The sequence below is a fragment of the Nonomuraea sp. NPDC004186 genome (assembly GCF_053603495.1).
Genome location: NZ_JBSGFQ010000085.1, coordinates 1 through 18051, shown reverse-complemented (window position 1 = coordinate 18051; position 18051 = coordinate 1). Strand labels below are relative to the sequence as shown.

The window sequence follows — 18051 nt, the reverse complement described above, 5'->3', positions numbered from 1 at the left end:
CTGGCGCGGCGGGCGCGGGTCGTCGTGGCGGGTGCCGCGTCCGGGCGGTGGCGGACCGCGCATGGGTGGCACAGTCGGGAGAACGTTCTCCCATGAAGCTAGAATCAGGCGTGACGATGTGTCAAGCACTCGTCACCTAGTATTCAAGTGCGGGCCGCTACGATGATCGTCGAGGCCGTGGACGGGCCGCCACCATCGGAGCGGGGGAGGCGCTGTACGTGGCCGCTGGGCGACCGACGATCATCGATGTCGCGCGTGACGCCGGAGTGTCGCCCGCCACGGCCGGCCGGGTGCTGGGCGGCTACGGCACCCCGTCGCCGGAGCTGGTGCGGCGGGTGCAGGACTCGGCCCGACGGCTGGGCTACCGGGCCAACGACGTGGCGCGCAGCATCGTGACCGGCTCGACCCGCGTCATCGGCGTGGTCGTGAGCGACATCGAAAACCCCTTCTTCGCCCGCGCGGTCAACGGGATCTCCGACCGCGCGCGGGCCGCCGGCTACGAGATGTTGCTGGTCAGCACCAGGATGGAGCTGGCGCGGGAGCGCTCGGCGGTGGAGGCGCTGATGGCCAAGCGCGTCGACGGCATGATCGTCGCCTCGGCCAGCGTCTCCGAGGGCGGCCACCTGCGCCGGGTCCGCGAGGCGGGCGTTCCGCTGGTGCTGCTCGACCGCCGCAACGACGGCGCCGGGCCCGTCGACTCGGTGCTGCTCGACAACCGGGCCGCCGCGCAACGGGCCGTGGGCCATCTCCTGGGCCTGGGGCATCGCGCGGTCGCGGTGGTGACCTCGGCCACGCCCGGCGACGGCCCCTCCTCCCGGCGGCGCAGGAGCGCGGCGGAGTTCCCCAGCTCGCTGCGGTTCAAGGGCTACCTGGACGCGCTCGACGAGGCGGGCGTCACCTGCGACCCGGGATGGGTCCTGCGCTGCGACGACGCCGACGCGGCGTGCGAGCGGGTGCGCGACCTGCTCGTCACCAGGCCGGACGTGACGGCCGTCTTCGCGACCACCAACGTCATGACCGGGGGAGCCTTCCGCGCCATCATGGACGGTGACCGGCGCTGCCCGGAGGACATCAGCCTGATGGGCTTCGACGACCACGAGTGGAGCACCCTGGTGCGCCCGCAGCTGTCGGTGGTCGCGCAGCCGGCGTACGACCTCGGCGCCGCGGCCGGCACGGTCCTCCTCGGCCGGCTGGCCGGCCCGGGCCCGCGCAGCGCCCCCAGCGAGACGATCCTGCAGTCGTCCCTGATCGTCCGCGGCTCGGTCGCGGCACCCCCCGCCTGACACACCGGCCCGCCCGCTGCCGCGGCCCCAGGGCCCCCGCCGGCCCGCGTCCCGCTCGGCCCGTCCACCGCGAACCCCGTGACCGCGAGCGCCGTGAGCGAGCCCCGGGGGTTCGGCGAGACCCGGCGCGGGGCGATCGCCGCCTTGACGGTGCCGCGCATCGGTGGCTACGTTCAGAGAACGTTCTCCCGAAGAACGTCGCAACTGCCGAACTCCGGCGAGAGGAAACGAAGGCGATGGCCCTTCGCATCGGTGTCGACACCGGCGGCACCTTCACCGACATCTGTCTCTACGACACAGAACGCAACGAACTACGCGTCTTCAAGGTCTCCAGCACCCCGGAGGACCCCGGCAAAGCGATCATCGACGGCGTCTCCGAGCTGCTCCGCATCGCCGGCGACGGCCGATTCGCCGACATCTCCTACTTCGCGCACGGCACGACCGTCGGCACCAACGCGCTCCTGACCGAGACCGGCGCGCGGACCGGCCTGCTGACCACCCGCGGTTTCCGCGACCTGCTGGAGCTGGCCCGCGGCCGCCGCCCCAGGCTGTACGACCTCCAGGCCGACAAGCCCGCCCCTCTCGTGCCACGCGACCTGCGCCTGGAGGTCACCGAACGGGTCAGGCACGACGGCACCGTGCGGACCCCGCTCGACGAGGACGAGGTCCGCGAGCAGATCCGCCGGCTGCGCGACCAGGGGGCCGAAGCCGTCGCCGTGTGCCTGTTGTACAGCTATGTCCTCCCCGACCACGAGCGGCACCTCGCGCGGTGGATCGAGGAGGAGTTCCCCGGCGCCTACGTCTCCCTGTCGTCCGAGGTGCTGCCGGAGTTCCGCGAGTACGAGCGGCTGTCGACCGTCGTCGCCAACGCCTACCTCGGCCCGAAGGTCTCCGGCTACCTGGCGCGGCTGCGGGAAAGACTGGGCGAAAAGGGGCTCGCGGTGCGGCCGTACGTCACCCAGAGCAACGGCGGCGTGGTGTCCTTCGCCGAGGCCGAGAAGTACCCCGTCCGCATGGTCCTGTCAGGCCCCAGTACGGGAGTCGTCGGCGCGGCGCGCCTGGCGACCGCCGCCGGACATCCGGACATCATCACCTTCGACATGGGCGGCACGTCCACCGACGTCTCCCTCGTCCAGTCCGGCGCACCCAGGACCAGCTCCGGCCTGGACCTGGACGGACGCGCGATCCGTACGGCCATGCTCGACATCCACACCGTCGGCGCCGGCGGCGGCTCGGTGGCGCGCCTGGACAGCGGCGGCCTGCTCAAGGTGGGCCCGCAGAGCGCCGGAGCCTTCCCCGGCCCCGCCTGCTACGGCCACGGGGACCTGCCCACGGTCACCGACGCGAACGTCGTCCTGCAGGTCCTCAACCCGGAGTACTTCCTCGGCGGGCGCATGAAGATCGACCCGGAGGCGTCGCGCCGGGCGGTGGGCACGCTGGCCGCTGAGCTCGGCATGAGCGTCGAGGACACGGCGCAGGGGATCATCAGGGTGGTCACCGCCAACATGGCCCGGGCGATCCGCGTCATCTCCGTCCAGCGGGGCCACGATCCGCGCGACTACGTCATGGTGCCCTTCGGCGGGGCCGGCCCGTTGCACGCCTCCCGGCTGGCGGCGGAGCTCGGCATGGCGACCATCCTCGTGCCCGAGTCGCCGGGGGCGCTGTCGGCGCTCGGCCTGCTGCTCACCGACGTCAGGAGCGACTTCTCGCGTACCGCGGTCATGCCGATGGCACTCGGCGCGGCGGACCCGTCGGCAGGCGACGTCGCGGCCGTCTTCGCCGAGCTGGACGCGCAGGCGGAGCAATGGTTCGAGGCGAGCGACATCGAAGAGCGGGCCCGCGGCGCGCGCCGCCAGGTGGATCTCCGCTACGCGGGCCAGAACCACGAGCTGACCGTCGCCTTCCCTGCCGGGCCGGTCACCGCGGAGAGCGTGGCGGCCGCGCTCGACGACTTCGCCGCGGCGCACGAGCGGGCCTACGGCTATGCCAATCCCGGCAGCCCCGTCCAGGCAGTCACGTTCCGCGTACAGGCCTGGGGTGAGATCGACGCGCGGCCGTCGTCGAGCCCGGTCGTCGGCGGCCGTCCCGAGGGGGAGCAGCCCCGCAAGCGCGCCGTCTACCTGCCCGAGCTGGGCGGCTTCCACGAGTGCCTGGTCCACGACCGGGCGGCGCTCGCGCCCGGGACGGTCGTCGAGGGCCCCGCGATCGTCGAGCAGATGGACACCACCACCCTCGTCCTGCCCGGCTCCACCGCGGAGGTCGACGCCCATCGCAACCTCGTCATCCACCTGTGAGCACCCGGAGCGTCATGAACACCACCGACACGACCCCGCTGGACCCGATCTCCGTCGAGGTCATCGGAGCGGCCCTCGCCTCCATCGTGGAGGAGATGGTCGAGACCATGGTGCGGGCCGCGTACAGCACGAACATCAAGGAACGCCGCGACTGCACCGCCGGGTTCTTCGACGCCGAGGGCCGGCTGATCGCGCAGGGCGAGCACAACCCGGCGCACCTCGGCGTCCTCATGGGCGTGGTCGGGAAGATCGTGGAGCGCTACGCCGTCGATGAGATCGCCGACGGGGACACGTTCGTCGCCAACGACCCCCACAGCGGCGGCGGAACCCACATCCCCGACATCGTGCTCGCCTGCCCGATCTTCGACGACGGCCGGCTGGTGGCCTGGGCGGCGAACCTGGCCCACCACGCCGACTTCGGCGACCGCGGGCACGCGCACATCTTCCAGGAGGGCCTGCGCATCCCGCCGGTACGCCTGCTGCGCGCGGGGGAGCTGCAGACGGACCTGTTCGATCTGATCCTGCTGAACTGCCAGGTCCCCGACGAGCGCCGGTCCGACTTCCAGGCCCAGCTGGCGGCCAACCGGGCGGCGGTCATCCGCTACCGGGAGCTGTGCGCGCGGCACTCGATCCCGACGATGGCCGCCGCCGCGCAGGCGCTGCTCGACCACGCCGACCGCCAGACCCGGGCCGCCATCCGCGAGGTCCCGGACGGCGTCTACACGTTCGAGGACCGCTTCGACTGCCCCGAGCTCGACGAGGAGCTCACCCTCCGCGTGGCGATCACCGTGCGCGGCGACGAGCTCTTCTTCGACTTCTCCGGCAACCCGCCGCAGGTCAGGGCCAGCGTCAACATGGTGTACGGCGCGCTCGAAAGCACGGTGTACTACGCCGTGAAGACGCTCATCGATCCCGACATCACGCCCAACGCCGGCGTCATCCGGTCGATCCACATCGACGCGCCCCGCGGCAGCATCCTGAACGCCGTCGCCCCCGCCGCGGTCAACGCCCGCACCGAGACCTGCCAGCGGGTCGTGGACCTCATCCACGGCGCCCTCGCCCCCGCGCTGCCCGACCGGGTCACGGCCGCGCACAACGGCTCGAACACCGGCTTCCACTTCGACGGGCTCGACCCGCGGACCGGCAAGTACTTCGTGTACCTGGAGACCATCGGCGGCGGGTCCGGCGCCCGCGCCACCAAGGACGGTCTCGACGGTGTGCAGGTGCACGTCACCAACACCAGCAACCTGCCGGTCGAGAGCCTCGAACAGGAATATCCGCTGACCGTGGAGGCCTACGAGCTGGTCGACGGCTCCGGCGGCGTCGGCGAGTTCCGGGGCGGCATGGCCATCAGGCGCGTGGTGCGGGTCGAAGCCGACGGCATCGGGTTCTGGCTGGACGGCACCCGCTACCGGTCCCGGCCGTGGGGGTTGTTCGGCGGCGGGCCCGGCGCGAGCGGCGGCTGGGCGGTCAGCCAGGGTGCCCGGCCCATCGACCACGGGCACACGGTGCTCAACACCGGCGACGTCGTCACGATCACCACCCCGGGCGCCGGCGGGTACGGCCCGCCGGCGTGCCGGGCGCCCGAGCTGGTCGAGAAGGACCTGCGCGAGGGCGTCATCTCGGCCGAGACCGCCCGCGACGCCTACGGCCTGGAGGGCTGAGGAAGACATGCGCAACGATTCCCCGATTCGCGTCGCTGTCATCGGCTTCGGCACGGCCGGCCGCTTCTTCCACGCGCCGTTCCTCGCCGCAGACCCGGCGTACGACCTGCGGCTCATCGTCACGGGCCATCCCGACCGCCAGGCGGCGGCGCGCGCGGCCCACCCGTCCGCCACGGTGGCGGCGACCGCTGACGCCGTCACCGCCCACGCGGCCGACCTGGACCTCGTCGTCGTGGGCACGCCGCCGCAGACGCACGTCGAGCTGGCCGGGAACGCCCTGCGGGCGGGGCTGGACGTCGTCGTCGACAAGCCCTTCACGCCGACCGCCGCCGAAGGACGAAAGCTGATCGCGCTGGCGGCCGAGCTGGGACGGCGCCTCACGGTGTTCCAGAACCGCCGCTGGGACGCCGACTTCCGCACCCTGCGGCGCCTGATCGAAGACGGGCGGCTGGGCACGGTCCACGCCTTCGAGTCCCGCTTCGAGTGGTGGCGCCCGGACGGGCTCGGCGGGTGGAAGGGCGAGACCGGCGTCGCCGACGGCGGCGGCATCCTCTACGACCTGGGCACCCACCTGATCGACCAGGCCCTGCAGCTGTTCGGCCCGGTGACGGAGGTCCTGGCCGACGTCAACCGCCGCGACCCGCGCCCCGGCTGCGACGCCGACGACGACACGGTCGTGATCCTCCGGCACGCCGGCGGCGTGAGCTCGCGCCTGACGATGAGCAGCGTCGCGGCCCTGCCCGGCCCCCGGTTCCGGGTGCTGGGCTCGCGGAACGGGTACGTCAAGCACGGGCTGGACGGCCAGGAGGCCGCGCTGAAGGCCGGGACGAGCCCGGCCGACCCGGCGTTCGGACGGGAGCCCGAGGACAGCTGGGGCCGGTTGGGCCACGGCGGCGAGACGACGCCCGTCGAGCCCGAGCGCGGGAGCTACGCCGAGTTCTACCGCCTGCTCGCGCTCGCCCTGCGCGACGGCGCGGACCTGCCCGTCGATCCCGGTGACGCGGTCGACGTCCTGGACGTCATCGAGCGCGCGCACACCAACGCGAAGAAGTGAGGGAGTCACGTGACAGATCCCACCGCGCCCGCGCGCGTCGTCGTCCTCGGGGGCGGCATCCTCGGCGTGTCCACCGCCGCGCACCTCGTGCGGGGCGGCGCCGAGGTCGTCCTGGTCACCGAGGCGGAGCTGGCCAGCGGGGCGTCGGGCCGCTCGTTGTCCTGGCTCAACTCGGCGGGCGCGCGGTCCGGCCCGTACCATCTCCTGCGCCTGCTCGGCATCGACCGCTACCGCACGCGGTTCGCCGCCGACCCGTCCCTGGAGTGGCTGCGGTTCGACGGCGGCCTGTGGTGGACGACCCCCGATGGCGCCGAGCGGACCCGCGCCCGGCATGAGCACGAGATCGACCGCGGCTACGAGTCCCACCTCCTCGACCGGGCGGACGTCGGCGGGCGGGTGGCCGGGGTGCGGCCGGGTCCGCGTGGCGGGCTCGCGATCCACAACCCGGGCGAGGGCTGGGTCTCCCTGCCGCACCTGATCCAGGAGCTCGCGGACGAGCTGGTCCGGCGCGGGGGACGGCTCGTCACCGGCGCGGGCCGCTGCTCGGTGATCGTGGAGGACGGCCGGGCACGCGGCGTACGCACCGCCGACGGCACGTCCTGGAGCGGTGACGCCGTCGTCGTCGCCTGCGGCGCGCAGACCTCTTCCGTGCTCGCGGAGCTCGGCGTGAACCTCCCGGACGCGTCCCCGCTGTCCATGCTCGTCGTCACGGAGCCGGTCGAGACCGAGGCCGTGACGGTGCTGAACACCCCACGTGCCGCGATGCGGCCCCATCCCGGCTCGACGTTCGCGATCGACCACTCCTGGTACGAGGAGCACATCGTCGAGCACGAGGACGGCTCCTGCTCGATCGACGAGGCGTACGTCAAGGAACTTCTAGCCGAGGCGTCCGCCCTGCTCCAGGGGGAGGTCTCCCTCCGGGCGGCGTCGTGGCGGCTCGGCCGCAAACCCATTCCGGGGGACGGCGAGCCGGTGTTCGGCGAGCTGGAGGCGGTGCCGGGGTGCCATGTGGCGTTCACCCACTCGGGGGCGACGCTGGGACTCATCGCCGGCGAGCTCACCGCCTACGAGGTGCTCACCGGCACCAGGCATCCGCTCCTGAAGGACTTCCGCCCCGAGCGTTTCGCCACCGGATGATCAGAGCCGAACGGCCGGACCGCCCCCGGGAAGGGGGTGGTCCGGCCGGGTGTCAGATCAGCAACGGCGGCCCCGGTTGATGCAGTCGACGACGACGCGCATCAGGTTGTCGGGCATGACGTTGGCGAAGTCGGCATGGTCGGTGATCGGGTTGTGCTTCTGCTCAGGGAAGGCGTCCACGGCGAACGACTGACCCTGCGGCACCGAGTAGGCGAGGGTCATGCGCAGCTGGGGAACCGCCTGGGTGCCCTGGGGGCAGGCGCCGCTCTGGCCGGGGAAGACCACGTGCGTGCGGTGGTTGGCGCTGTCGATGTTCTGGCCGTCCCAGCAGCTCGGGAAGTCCAGGATCCGGACGACCTGGCTGCCGCGCGGGCACAGCGGGTACTTGTCGGTGATCCGGTTCTGGAATCCCGTGCAGGTCCACGCGGCGCGGGCGTTGCCCCCGCCGTTCGTCGCGGCCTTGGCGTCGCCGGTGATCAGCCTGAGGAACCTCGGCATGGCCGTGACCTGGGAGCTCGCGTTGCCGCGGAACTGGAGCTGAACGGAGCGGGCCGTCAGCACCCGGCCGATGTTGCCGTGCTCGTCGTCGGCGTTCTCGTTCGACGTGCGGTCCCTGAGCACGGGCCAGAAGTACGCGGACTTGTCGCCGCGCTGGCAGGTCGTACCGCCTGCGGCCAGGCTCTCGTCGGTGGAGAATCCGTCCGTCGTCAGGTTGCCCACGTAGTCGTGAAGGTGGTGCGCCCCGTCGCTCACGCCGGGGGTGACGATGAAGTTGTCCGAGTTGTTGTGACGGTTCTCGTTCCTTCCGCACTGGGCGACGAAGGTGCCGCGGGAGCCGTTCCTGCCGGCCCCGAATTCGGCGAGGTTGGACTGGCCCGGCTGAACCTGCCGGATGTCGACGAAGTCCTGGGCGAACGGCCCGACGCCGTTGGCGGGGTCCTCACCGTTGCCGTTGCCGTCGCCTTGGCCACCGGTCGGGCTGGGGCTGGGCGAGCCGTTGCCGCCGTTCCCCCCATTTCCGCCGTTGCCCCCGTTGCCGCCATTCCCACCGTTGCCGTTGTTACCGCCGTTGCCGAGCGTGCAGTTGGCCAGGTTGCCGAGGCCGGTGGGGCGTTGGCCGACGCGGCCGATGGCGATGGCGATGCGGTCGAGGGTGGCGGCGCGTTTGCCGGCCAGCGGGCCGAGGATGGCGTTCTGGACGAAGTTGGGGCCTCCTTCTCCAGCTGAGCGGGCGAGTCGGTTGTTGGCTTCCTGGATCTGGGTTTCCAGGAGGGCCAGGTTTCTGTCGACTTCGGCCCTGGCGGCCGCGGGGACTTCGGGGAGCTTGTCCGCGACGCTGGGGCAGACGATGGTCTGCCCGGATCCCGACCCTGTTCCCTGGGTCGGCCTCACCGTGTTCCCGGGGTTCGGCGCCTGGGTCGAGCCGTTGCCGCCGTTCCCCTCGTTACCTCCGTTGCCGCCATTCCCACCGTTCCCGCCGTTACCCCCGTTGCCGTTATTGCCGTTGTTGCCGCCATCGGCAGTGCCGGTGAGTCTGCAGGTGGCCAGGTTGTTGAGGCCGGTGGGGCGTTGGCCGGTGCGGCCGATGGCGATGGCGATGCGGTCGAGGGTGGCGGCGCGCTTGTCGGCCAGCGGGCCGAGGATGGCGTTCTGGACGAAGTTGGGGCCTCCTTCTCCGGCTGAGCGGCCGAGTCGGTTGTTGGCCTCCTGGATCTGGGTTTCCAGGAGGGCCAGGTTTCTGTCGACTTCGGCCCTGGCGGCCGCCGGTATTTCAGGGAGCTTGTCCGCCACGCTGGGGCAGACGATGGTCTGCGCCGCCGCCATCGTGCCCGCCTGCGCCGACAGTGAGGAGCCGGCCAGGACAAGTGCGATGCTTCCCCCTAAGGAAGCGACTGCTCGCCATGACCTGAGTCGGCTCCCCCCGAGCGGATTCCGCATGTGTTGCTCCTTCAAGTCTCATGACCCGGGTGGAAGTCCGGTCTCCGGGAGATACGCGAGGCCATACGGGAGCAGTTCGACTATTTACCGAGAATCGTGGTTGACAAATCCGTGACCCGGGACAGTCAGGAGCGGCGCGCGGACGTCAGCGGAAGTCGGAGATGCGGAACACGGCCATCATGTCCTTGGACCTGGACCCGTTGTAGAACGAGGCCTCGGCGCCGACCCAGCCGCGGAAGGCTCCGCTGTCGTCGATGATCTGCAACAGCGGTTTGATGTGCGAGTTGCCCGAATAGCAGAACGTCTTGCTCTCCATGGCCAGGCAGGTGCACCAGTGCCACAGGGTGTCACGGCGATCGTTGTTGGAGATCTTGGTGAGGTAGTACTGGATGGAGCTGACGTTCGCCTTGGTGCCGCCGCCGAAGTTGGGGCAGCCGCCGGCCTTCTGGCAGGCGCCGGGGGAGGAGGGCTGCAGGTAGGTCAGGCACCAGGTCGTGGTGGCGCAGCTGCGGAAGGAGGACTGCTTGAAGACCTGGCCGTCGGACTTCACGATGGTGTTGCGCGACCAGGAGACCAGGTCCTGCTTGAGGGCTCCGGCGAAGGCCCGCACGGAGCTCATCGCCCGGCGGGTGGTGAGCGAGGCGTTGCTTCCGTAGCCGTACCCGTTGGTGGCCAGGCTGCTGTCGGCGAGCTGCAGCTGCGCGAGCTTGCGGTCAGGCGACAGCTGCACCCGCCACTTCTCGGTCCACGTCTGGGCGATCTTCCACCTGATGCTCACCACGTTGCCGGCCACGGTGTACGTCCCCGTGCGGGCCTCGTCCGGGGAGCCGGGGAAGCCGGGAGCGGTCAGCACGTCGCAGGCGCGTACCCGGGTGCTGGAGCCGCCCGCCTTGGTCGAGCAGCTGGAGTCGGGGACGACACCGGTGGCCTGCCTGCCCTCGGGGTTGCGCTGCCACCAGAGGTAGGTGTTCGCGCTGACGGTGCCGTTGGCCTTGAACTGGTACGTCCCCAGACGCACCCAGTTCTGAGTGGATGAGGCACGCAGGAAGCCCTGCGTGACCACGAAGTTGGCCTTTCCTCCGGGCAAGGACGATCGGGATGAAGCGGCTCCGGCCGAACCGGCCCCGGTGGCCAACAGGATGAGCGTCGCGAGCACGGCGGTGAGAACGGCGCGCACAGGGAAAACCTCCTCGATTACGGTCTTCACCGATTCTGGCCTAAGGGCTCCTTCGCTGACAGCCCGTTCGGAAATGTTCACCGTCGGTTGTTCTCGCCGAGCGGCCGCCCGGACGGGGCGAGACAGAGCCTGCCGAGTATGTTGTTCCGGAGTCGATCCGGCACGAGATCGCTCCGGCTCCCGAGGAGGTCCGGTTTCATGACCACGACGTTCGGCGCGATCGGCAGCGGGCGGCGGACCCGGTTCTTCCTGCGGCTGGCGGCCGCGATGCCGGACCGGCTGCGGGTCGGCGGCGTCGTGACCCGCAGCGCGGAGCGGGGCGACGAGGTCACCGCCGAGTGGGGCGTACCGGCCTTTCGCTCGATCGACGAGCTGCTGCGGCACGAGCGGCCCGACTACCTCGCCGCGGCGGTGCCGTGGGCCGCGATGCCGGACGCGATCCGCGAGGTGGCCGGGCACGGGATTCCGGTCCTCGCCGAGACGCCGCCCGCGCCGGACCTGGCCGGGCTGCGCTCGTTGTGGCGGGACGTGGGCGCCACCGGCCTGGTCCAGGTGGCCGAGCAGTATCTGCTGATGCCCGGGCACGCGGCCCGGCTGGCGCTCGTCCGGGAGGGCGTGATCGGCGAGCCGACCTCGGTCCAGATTTCCTCGACCCACCTCTACCACGCGGTGTCGCTGATCCGCGGCCTGCTGGGCGTCGGGTTCGACGCCGCCGAGGTGCGCGCCGGCGCGTTCGAGGCGCCGCTCGCCGACCCGCTGGGGTTCGGCGGGTGGACCGGCGACGACACGCCGCAGCGGCTGACCACGACCATCGCCACCCTCGACTTCGGCGGCAGGATGGGCCTGTACGACTTCACCGACAACCAGTGGTGGAACCCCCTGCGGATGCGGCGCATCGTGGTGCGCGGCTCGATCGGCGAGCTGGTCGACGACCGGGTGATCCGGCTGGTCGACCCCACGACGCCGGTGGAGTCCGCGCTGATCCGGCGGGACACCGGCGTCGACCTCAGCCTGGAGCTGCGCGACCTCAAGCACATCAGCTTCGACGGGCGGGTGGTCTACCGCAACCCGTTCGAGGGCACGTCCCGGTCGGACGACGACATCGCGGTCGCGGACCTCCTCGAACGCACGGGCGCCTGGGCGCGCCAGGAGGGCCCGCCGCCGTACCCGCTGGCCGAGGCCTGCCAGGACCACCTGATCAGCCTCACCGTCCAGGAGTCGGCGAAGACCGGCGGCCCGGTCACGACCGGCAAGGAGGCGTGGGCGGGCTGACGGATGCCTTCTCAGCGACGGCGGCGCGGCGCGGGGCCCGCGCCTTTCGCCATGTTTCGAAAGGCGCGGGCGGAGACTTCCTACCTCCCCGCCATGCCGGTGAGCATGATGCCCCTGATGAAGTACTTCTGCGCCGCCAGGAACACCACGATGACCGGGACCAGGGCGAGGATGGACACCGCCATCATGAGGTTGTAGTCGTCGGCGTACTGGCCGCGGAACAGCGAGATGCCGAGCGGGATCGTGTAGTTCTCCGTCGAGCGCAGGTAGATGAGCGGATCGATGTACTCCCCCCAGGCCCCGACGAACGACAGCAGCGTCACGGTCGCGATCGCCGGCTTGGACAGCGGGATCATGATCCGCCAGAGGATCCGCAGTTCCCCCGCGCCGTCGATGCGCGCCGCCTCCACCAGCTCCTGCGGGATCGTGGTGAAGAACTGCCTGAGCAGGAAGATGTACAGCGCGGTGCCGAAGAAGTTGGGCAGGAACAGCGGCCAGAAGGTGTCCACCAGGTCCAGATGGGAGAACAGCAGGAACCTCGGCACGATGACCACCTGCGCGGGGATCATCATCGTGCCCAGCATCAGCGCGAAGGCCATGCCGCGCACCCGCGAGCGCAGCCGCGCGAAGGCGTAGGCCGGCAGGATGCAGGAGATGAGATTGCCCACGATCGACAGCGTGGTCACCGCCACGCTGTTGACCAGGAAGGTGCTGAAGGGCAGGCTCGTCCACGCGTCGGGGAAGTTGGACCAGGTGAAGACGTCGGGGAGGAACCTCGGCGGAAACTCCAGCACGGCTCCGGACGGCTTGAGCGCGGTGGTCAGCATCCACAGCAGCGGGAGCAGGCTGGCCGCCGAGGCCAGGACGAGGAGCGCGTAGGCCGTCAGGCGCTGGACCCGGCGGATCCGCTCGGCCTGCGCGGGGGCCACGGGCCGCTTCTCCACCGGGCGGGCCTGTGCGGGCAGGACCTTGATTGCCATCTGGTGACCTACTTGGCCTCGTAGTGGACCCAGCGGCGCGCGAGCGCGAACTGGATCACGGTGAACACGATGACGAGGAAGAACAGCGCCCAGGCGATCGTCGAGGCGTAGCCCATCTCGAAGTACTTGAAGGCGTAGCGGTAGACGTACAGGCCCAGGACCAGGGTGGAGTTGGCCGGCCCGCCGTCGGTCATGAACAGGATGAGCTGGTAGGCCTGCAGGCTGCCGATGAAGCCCACGACCAGGTTGAAGAAGATGACCGGCGACATCATCGGGACCGTCACGTGCCTGAACCTGCTCCACCAGCCGGCGCCGTCGATGTGCGCGGCCTCGTACAGCGAGGCGGGCACGCCCTGCAGCCCGGCCAGGAAGATGATCATCGCGTTCCCGGTGGTCCAGGTGGTCATGATGACCAGGCCGGGGATCGCCCAGCTCGCGTCGGTCAGCCACCCGGGCCCCTGGATGCCCACCAGGCCGATCAGGTAATTGACCAGACCGTAGTCGGGATGGAGCACGTGGATCCAGAGGAGGGCGGTGGCGATGCCGGAGATCACCGACGGCATGTAGATGATCGTCCGGAAGATCGCCTGCCCGCGCACCTTGATGTTGAGCAGCAGCGCCGCGGCGAGGCTGTAGACGACACCGGCCGCGGCGGAGGCGGCGCCGAAGTACACGGTGTTCTTCGTCGCCATCCAGAAGTCGGGGTCGCGCAGCAGCTGGGCGTAGTTGTCCAGACCCACCCACTGCGGCGACGACAGCAGCTCGTAGCGGGTGAAGCTGAGCACCAGCGACACGACGATGGGCCCGCCGGTGAAGAAGACGAAGCCGATGCTCCACGGCAGGGCGAACAGGTGGAACCGGCGGGCCTCGCGCCGGACCAGCGGGGAGGCGGCCATGATCAGACGTTCTCCGCGAGCATCGGCGTGACCCGCTCGGTGACCTGCTTGAGCCCCTCGTCCACCGACAACGACCCCGACATGACCCGTTCCCAGATCGGCTTGGTGAGGTCCTCGAGCTTGGGCGTCGCGGGCAGCCTCAGCACGCCGTCGCTGGTGCCGTACTTGTGCAGCGAGTCCTTGGTGGTGTCGATCACCTCCTTGTCGAGCTTGAGGTCCTGGAGGTTCTCCTCGAACGCCGACAGCCGCGACGGCGGGGTGTCGAGGAAGAAGCGGTGGCCGGCGTAGGAGCGCAGGGAGTTGAGCACGATCCACGCCGCCTCGGGGTTGCGCGTCCTGCTGGTGATGCCGAAGGCGCTGCCCAGGACCGGGGTGAAGCGGCCCTCGGGGCCGCTGGGCACGTGCGTCAGGCTCCACTCGAACTGCTGCTCGGCGGGCAGGGTGAGCAGGGTGACGATGTTCCACGCGCCGCCGACGTACAGGGCGCCCCGGCCCAGCGTGAACGGCTCCACCTTCGCCGTCGCCTGCGTCTCGGCCAGGTCGGGCATCGCCTTGTCCTTGATCAGCAGGTCGATCCAGCGCTTGAGCACGTCGCGGCTGGCCGGCTCCTGGATCACGCACTTGGTCTCGTCGGCCGTCAGGTAACGGCCGCCGTGAGCGAGCAGGAACGTCGCGGTGAGGTCGCTGGTGGGTTTGGGCACCGGCGTGAACCCGAAGACCTTCTGCGCGCCCGTGCCCGAGACCAGCCCGCGGGCCGCCTCCATGAGCTTGTCCCAGGTCCAGGAGGCGTCGGGCGCCTTGGCGCCCGCCTTGTCGAGGATCTCCTTGTTGTAGAAGAGCAGCTTGGGCGCCGAGTCGGTGCCCAGCGCGTAGAGCTTGCCGTCACGCTCCCAGTAGCTGAGCGCCGCCTTGGAGAAGTCCGCGCGGTTGAATTCGGGGGTGGCCGCGATGTAGTCGTCCAGCGGCAGGTACAGGTTGTTCTTGATGAAGCTCTGCCCCCACTGGAACTGCGAGTACATGATGTCGGGCAGCACGCCGCTGGCGGCGCCCGTCAGGTACTTGGTGCGGAAGTCGTCGAACGGCGTGACCTCCACCTTGATCTCGATGTTCGGATGCCGCTTCTTGATGAACTTGGCGAACTGCGCGTGCCGCACCTCGTGCCGCTGACCCGGGATGATCGCGACGGTGACGGTGACCTTGGACGTGGGCTCCGGCACGTTGGTCTTGGGCCAGGGCAGCGAGTCGAAGAGCTTCTCCGCCTCGGCGTAGGGGAACAGCGCGCTCTCCGGCCGGTCCGGGTTGATCACCGCGGAGTTGCCGGACGCCGAGGCGGTCGAGGAGGCCGGGCCGGCCTGGCGGGTGCGCTCGCCGCTCCCGCAGGCGGTGAGGGGTACGGCCGCCGCCGCCATCGCGGCGAGGCTGAGAACCTGGCGCCGGTTCAGGCCGGTGGTGTTCAGGCCGCGCAGGGGGTTGTCCATGGGGGGTATCGCCTTTCAGCCTGTTCAGAGGAAGAGCTCGATCACCGGGACGGCCACGTCCGGCGGCTCCACGGGAAGCTCGAGGGTGAGGGTGCCCTCGGGGATCGTGAAGAAGTTGACGTTCCCGTTGTCGACCTTCGGGTCGGGCGCCCACATGCGGATCTCCGACCTGTCGTTGAGCAACTGCGCGTAGCGGACCTTGCCCGCCAGCCCCGGCAGGTGCAGGTGCCGGTACGGCCAGGAGAAGACGTGCACGTAGAGCCGGTCGCCGCGCTGGGTGTAGCGGCAGTGCTCGGGAGCCTGGAACTGGCTCGTCCCCGCGCCGTGGATCGACTGGCTGTGCAGCCGCATCCAGTCGCCGATCTCCCGCAGCGTGTCGAGTGCCCGGGGCTCGAACTCGCCGCGGCCGTTGGGCCCCACGTTGAGCAGCAGGTTGCCGTCCTTGGAGACCGAGTCGATCAGCATCCGGATCAGCAGGCCGGGCGACTTCCACGCGTTGTTGTCCCGGTCGTAACCCCAGCTTCCGTTCAGCGTCTGGCAGGCCTCCCAGACCGTCGACAGCGGGGCAGGGGGCTGGAACTGCTCCGGCGTGGTGAAGTCGCCCGGCAGCTCCAGACGGTTGTTGATCAGGATGTCCGGCTGGATGCGGCGGATCTTGTCGACCAGCTCCTCCGAGCGCCACTCGGCCTTGCCCTTGCCGCCGTAGACCGGCTTGCCCTGCTTGACCCGGCCGGCGTAGGAGAAGTCGAACCACAGCGTGTCGATGGGGCCGTAGCGGGTGAGCAGCTCCTCGACCTGCCCATGCAGATAATCCGCATATTTCGTGACATCGCGGTCGGGGAACGTGCCGCCCTCGACGTACGACGAGTGCAGCCCGTCGATCGGGAAGTCCGGGTGATGCCAGTCCAGCAGCGAGTAGTAGAACCCGACCCCGAGGCCCCTGCCCCTGAACGCCTGCACGAACGGGCCGATCAGATCCTTGCCGTACGGCGTGCCGCTCACGCAGTAGTCGGTCAGGGCCGAATCCCACAGGCAGAAGCCGTCGTGGTGCTTGGAGGTCAGCACGGTGTAGCGCATCCCCGCGCGCTGCGCGGCCTCCGCCCACGCGTCGGGGTCGTACAGATCGGGGTCGAAGCGCTCGAAGTACCGCTGATACTGCTCATCGGACATGTGCTCGCGCTGCTTGACCCACTCGTGGCGGGCCGCCAGCGCGTAGAGCCCCCAATGGATGAACAGGCCGAACCTGCGCTGCCGGAATTCGTCGATACGGGAATCGGACATCCGTGACACCCTCCGTCGTGGTTGGCGCTATGCGAAAAATTTCGCAACTCTCGACTTGCGGGTAACGTAGGCGAAACATCGGATGTGGTCAAGGGTTTCCTGAGTTGCGAATCAGTCGCGCACCCTGGCCCGTATCTGCTGTCCCAGCCCAGGCCCTGGCACTGAGCCGGTAGCGGGCGGGAGTGTCGGGCGGGGACTCCAGGGGATCTGCTGCCGCGCTGATGAGTGCTACTACATCCGATGTTTCCTCCACGCCCGTTCTACTGACAACGGTTTCAGTAAGTCCAGGGGGAGAGCGGCCGGACGAGGCCCTGAGTTGGGCAAATGTCCGTGGAAGTAACGACTTGGAAACATGCCATTGACACTCCGTGGCCGGATCCTGCCATCATCACTGACATCGATTTCAGTTTGGAGCTCACTTGGTCACCATCCATGACGTAGCAGCTCGCGCGGGGGTCTCTCCCGCCACGGTCTCGCGCTTCCTGCGGGGCCAGCGGGTGCGCTCGTACGAGGCGATCCAGGCCGCCATCGACGAGCTGGGCTACTGGCCGAGTGCCGCGGCGCAGTCGCTGAAGTCCGGGCGCACCAACACGATCGGCGTCGTCGTCCCGGACATCACGAACCCGTACTTCGCCGCGGTGGTCAAGGGCATGGAGTCCGTCACGCGTACGGAGCCGTACCGCATCCTGCTCGCCAACAGCGACGAGAGCGGCGAGCAGGAGGACGACGTGCTGGCGGACCTGGTGCGCAGGGTCGACGGCATCATCCTCGCCCCCGCCACCGAGCAGGACCAGACGCCGCTGCACGTGCGCGACGCCGACGTGCCCCTGGTGTTCGTGGACCGCGACCTGGCGGGCGGCGAACGGTTCGACGCCGTGCTGGTCGACAACGACGGCGGCGGCAAGCAGGCGGCCGAGCACCTGCTGGCCCTCGGGCACACCAAGGTGGCCGCGATCAGCGGCACCCTGGACACCACCCCCGGGCGGCTGCGGCGCGAGGGGTTCGTCGGGACGCTCGCCAAGGCGGGCATCGAGGTGCCGCCCGAGTACGACCTGGTCGGCGACTTCAAGGAGCACAGCGGCTACCAGCTCACGCTGTCCCTGCTGTCGCTGCCCGAGCCGCCCACCGCCATCTTCGCCGCCAACAACCTCATGACGCTGGGCGTGCTCAAGGCGCTGCACGACATGCGGATCGACATCCCCGGCCAGATCAGCCTGATCGGCTTCGACGACCTGGACACCGGCCCGCTGCTCAGGCCGCCCCTGACCGTCATCGACCGGCCGATGGTCGAGCAGGGCGTGCTCGCCATGCGCCTGCTGCTGCGCCGGCTCGACCCCGACGAGGCCGGCGGCAGCGCCAGCCGCATCGTCCTGGACACCAAGCTGATCGAACGCGCCTCCACCGCCCCGCCGGGCGGCTGGCCGGCCCCCTCACGCACGAGAAAGACCCGATCGCGATGAGCGTAGCGACCACCTCGCTCGCGGACGTGGCCTCTTCGGAGGCGGCGTTGCGAGCTTTCCTGCACGGCCTGCCCGGGGTTGACCGGGTCGGCGCGGACCAGCGGGCGGCGATGCTCGGCACCCGTTCGATCAAGACC

At 70.2% G+C, this 18051-nt stretch carries 13 protein-coding genes and 1 pseudogene; 8 read left to right on the top strand and 6 right to left on the bottom strand.

Features of this window, described 5'->3' with window-relative positions; genetic code table 11:
* Window positions 1–218 precede the first annotated feature (218 nt).
* The 5 genes from ACWEPL_RS46185 to ACWEPL_RS46165 all read left to right on the top strand — a co-directional run bounded on the left by ACWEPL_RS46185 (window position 219) and on the right by ACWEPL_RS46165 (window position 7432).
* Window positions 219–1283, top strand: a complete 1065-nt coding sequence (locus ACWEPL_RS46185; protein WP_363984685.1) for a LacI family DNA-binding transcriptional regulator — start codon at window positions 219–221, stop codon at window positions 1281–1283.
* 236 nt (window positions 1284–1519) lie between these two features.
* Window positions 1520–3577: a hydantoinase/oxoprolinase family protein gene (locus ACWEPL_RS46180; protein ID WP_452439967.1), complete on the top strand. Its 2058-nt coding sequence runs from the start codon at window positions 1520–1522 to the stop codon at window positions 3575–3577.
* Window positions 3578–3591: 14 nt separating this feature from the next.
* Window positions 3592–5241, top strand: coding sequence for a hydantoinase B/oxoprolinase family protein (locus ACWEPL_RS46175; protein WP_452439966.1), 1650 nt, complete (start codon window positions 3592–3594; stop codon window positions 5239–5241).
* Between the two features lie 7 nt (window positions 5242–5248).
* Window positions 5249–6295: a Gfo/Idh/MocA family protein gene (locus ACWEPL_RS46170; RefSeq protein WP_452439965.1), complete on the top strand. Its 1047-nt coding sequence runs from the start codon at window positions 5249–5251 to the stop codon at window positions 6293–6295.
* A 9-nt stretch (window positions 6296–6304) separates the two neighbouring features.
* A complete protein-coding gene (locus tag ACWEPL_RS46165) occupies window positions 6305–7432 on the top strand; it encodes an NAD(P)/FAD-dependent oxidoreductase (RefSeq protein ID WP_452439964.1) in 1128 nt (375 codons plus the stop codon).
* 57 nt (window positions 7433–7489) lie between these two features.
* Here the strand turns inward: ACWEPL_RS46165 and ACWEPL_RS46160 are convergent, their stop codons facing one another.
* Window positions 7490–9256: a DUF1996 domain-containing protein gene (locus ACWEPL_RS46160; RefSeq protein ID WP_452439963.1), complete on the bottom strand. Its 1767-nt coding sequence runs from the start codon at window positions 9254–9256 to the stop codon at window positions 7490–7492.
* Window positions 9257–9515: 259 nt separating this feature from the next.
* Window positions 9516–10547, bottom strand: a complete 1032-nt coding sequence (locus tag ACWEPL_RS46155; RefSeq protein WP_350727601.1) for a hypothetical protein — start codon at window positions 10545–10547, stop codon at window positions 9516–9518.
* A 198-nt stretch (window positions 10548–10745) separates the two neighbouring features.
* Here ACWEPL_RS46155 and ACWEPL_RS46150 point away from each other — a divergent pair, with 198 nt between their 5' ends.
* Window positions 10746–11819, top strand: coding sequence for a Gfo/Idh/MocA family protein (locus ACWEPL_RS46150; RefSeq protein WP_452439961.1), 1074 nt, complete (start codon window positions 10746–10748; stop codon window positions 11817–11819).
* A gap of 80 nt (window positions 11820–11899) precedes the next feature.
* On the opposite strand, the gene ACWEPL_RS46145 is transcribed toward ACWEPL_RS46150, so the two are convergent.
* From ACWEPL_RS46145 to ACWEPL_RS46130, 4 genes are read right to left on the bottom strand one after another with little or no spacing between them, the layout of a single operon-like run.
* Window positions 11900–12799, bottom strand: a complete 900-nt coding sequence (locus ACWEPL_RS46145; RefSeq protein WP_452439960.1) for a carbohydrate ABC transporter permease — start codon at window positions 12797–12799, stop codon at window positions 11900–11902.
* A gap of 8 nt (window positions 12800–12807) precedes the next feature.
* Window positions 12808–13695: a carbohydrate ABC transporter permease gene (locus ACWEPL_RS46140; RefSeq protein WP_350727604.1), complete on the bottom strand. Its 888-nt coding sequence runs from the start codon at window positions 13693–13695 to the stop codon at window positions 12808–12810.
* Between the two features lie 2 nt (window positions 13696–13697).
* Window positions 13698–15173, bottom strand: coding sequence for an ABC transporter substrate-binding protein (locus ACWEPL_RS46135; protein ID WP_350727605.1), 1476 nt, complete (start codon window positions 15171–15173; stop codon window positions 13698–13700).
* Between the two features lie 24 nt (window positions 15174–15197).
* Window positions 15198–16454 (bottom strand): alpha-L-fucosidase, encoded by a 1257-nt coding sequence (locus tag ACWEPL_RS46130; protein ID WP_363984666.1) that lies wholly within the window; start codon window positions 16452–16454, stop codon window positions 15198–15200.
* Between the two features lie 419 nt (window positions 16455–16873).
* On the opposite strand from ACWEPL_RS46130, the gene ACWEPL_RS46125 reads away from it, so the two are divergent.
* Together ACWEPL_RS46125 and ACWEPL_RS46120 are read left to right on the top strand one after the other, a co-directional pair.
* Window positions 16874–17914, top strand: coding sequence for a LacI family DNA-binding transcriptional regulator (locus tag ACWEPL_RS46125; protein ID WP_350727607.1), 1041 nt, complete (start codon window positions 16874–16876; stop codon window positions 17912–17914).
* Window positions 17911–18051, top strand: a pseudogene (locus tag ACWEPL_RS46120) (deoxyribose-phosphate aldolase); the annotation flags it as partial. The gene ACWEPL_RS46125 and the pseudogene ACWEPL_RS46120, both read left to right, overlap by 4 nt.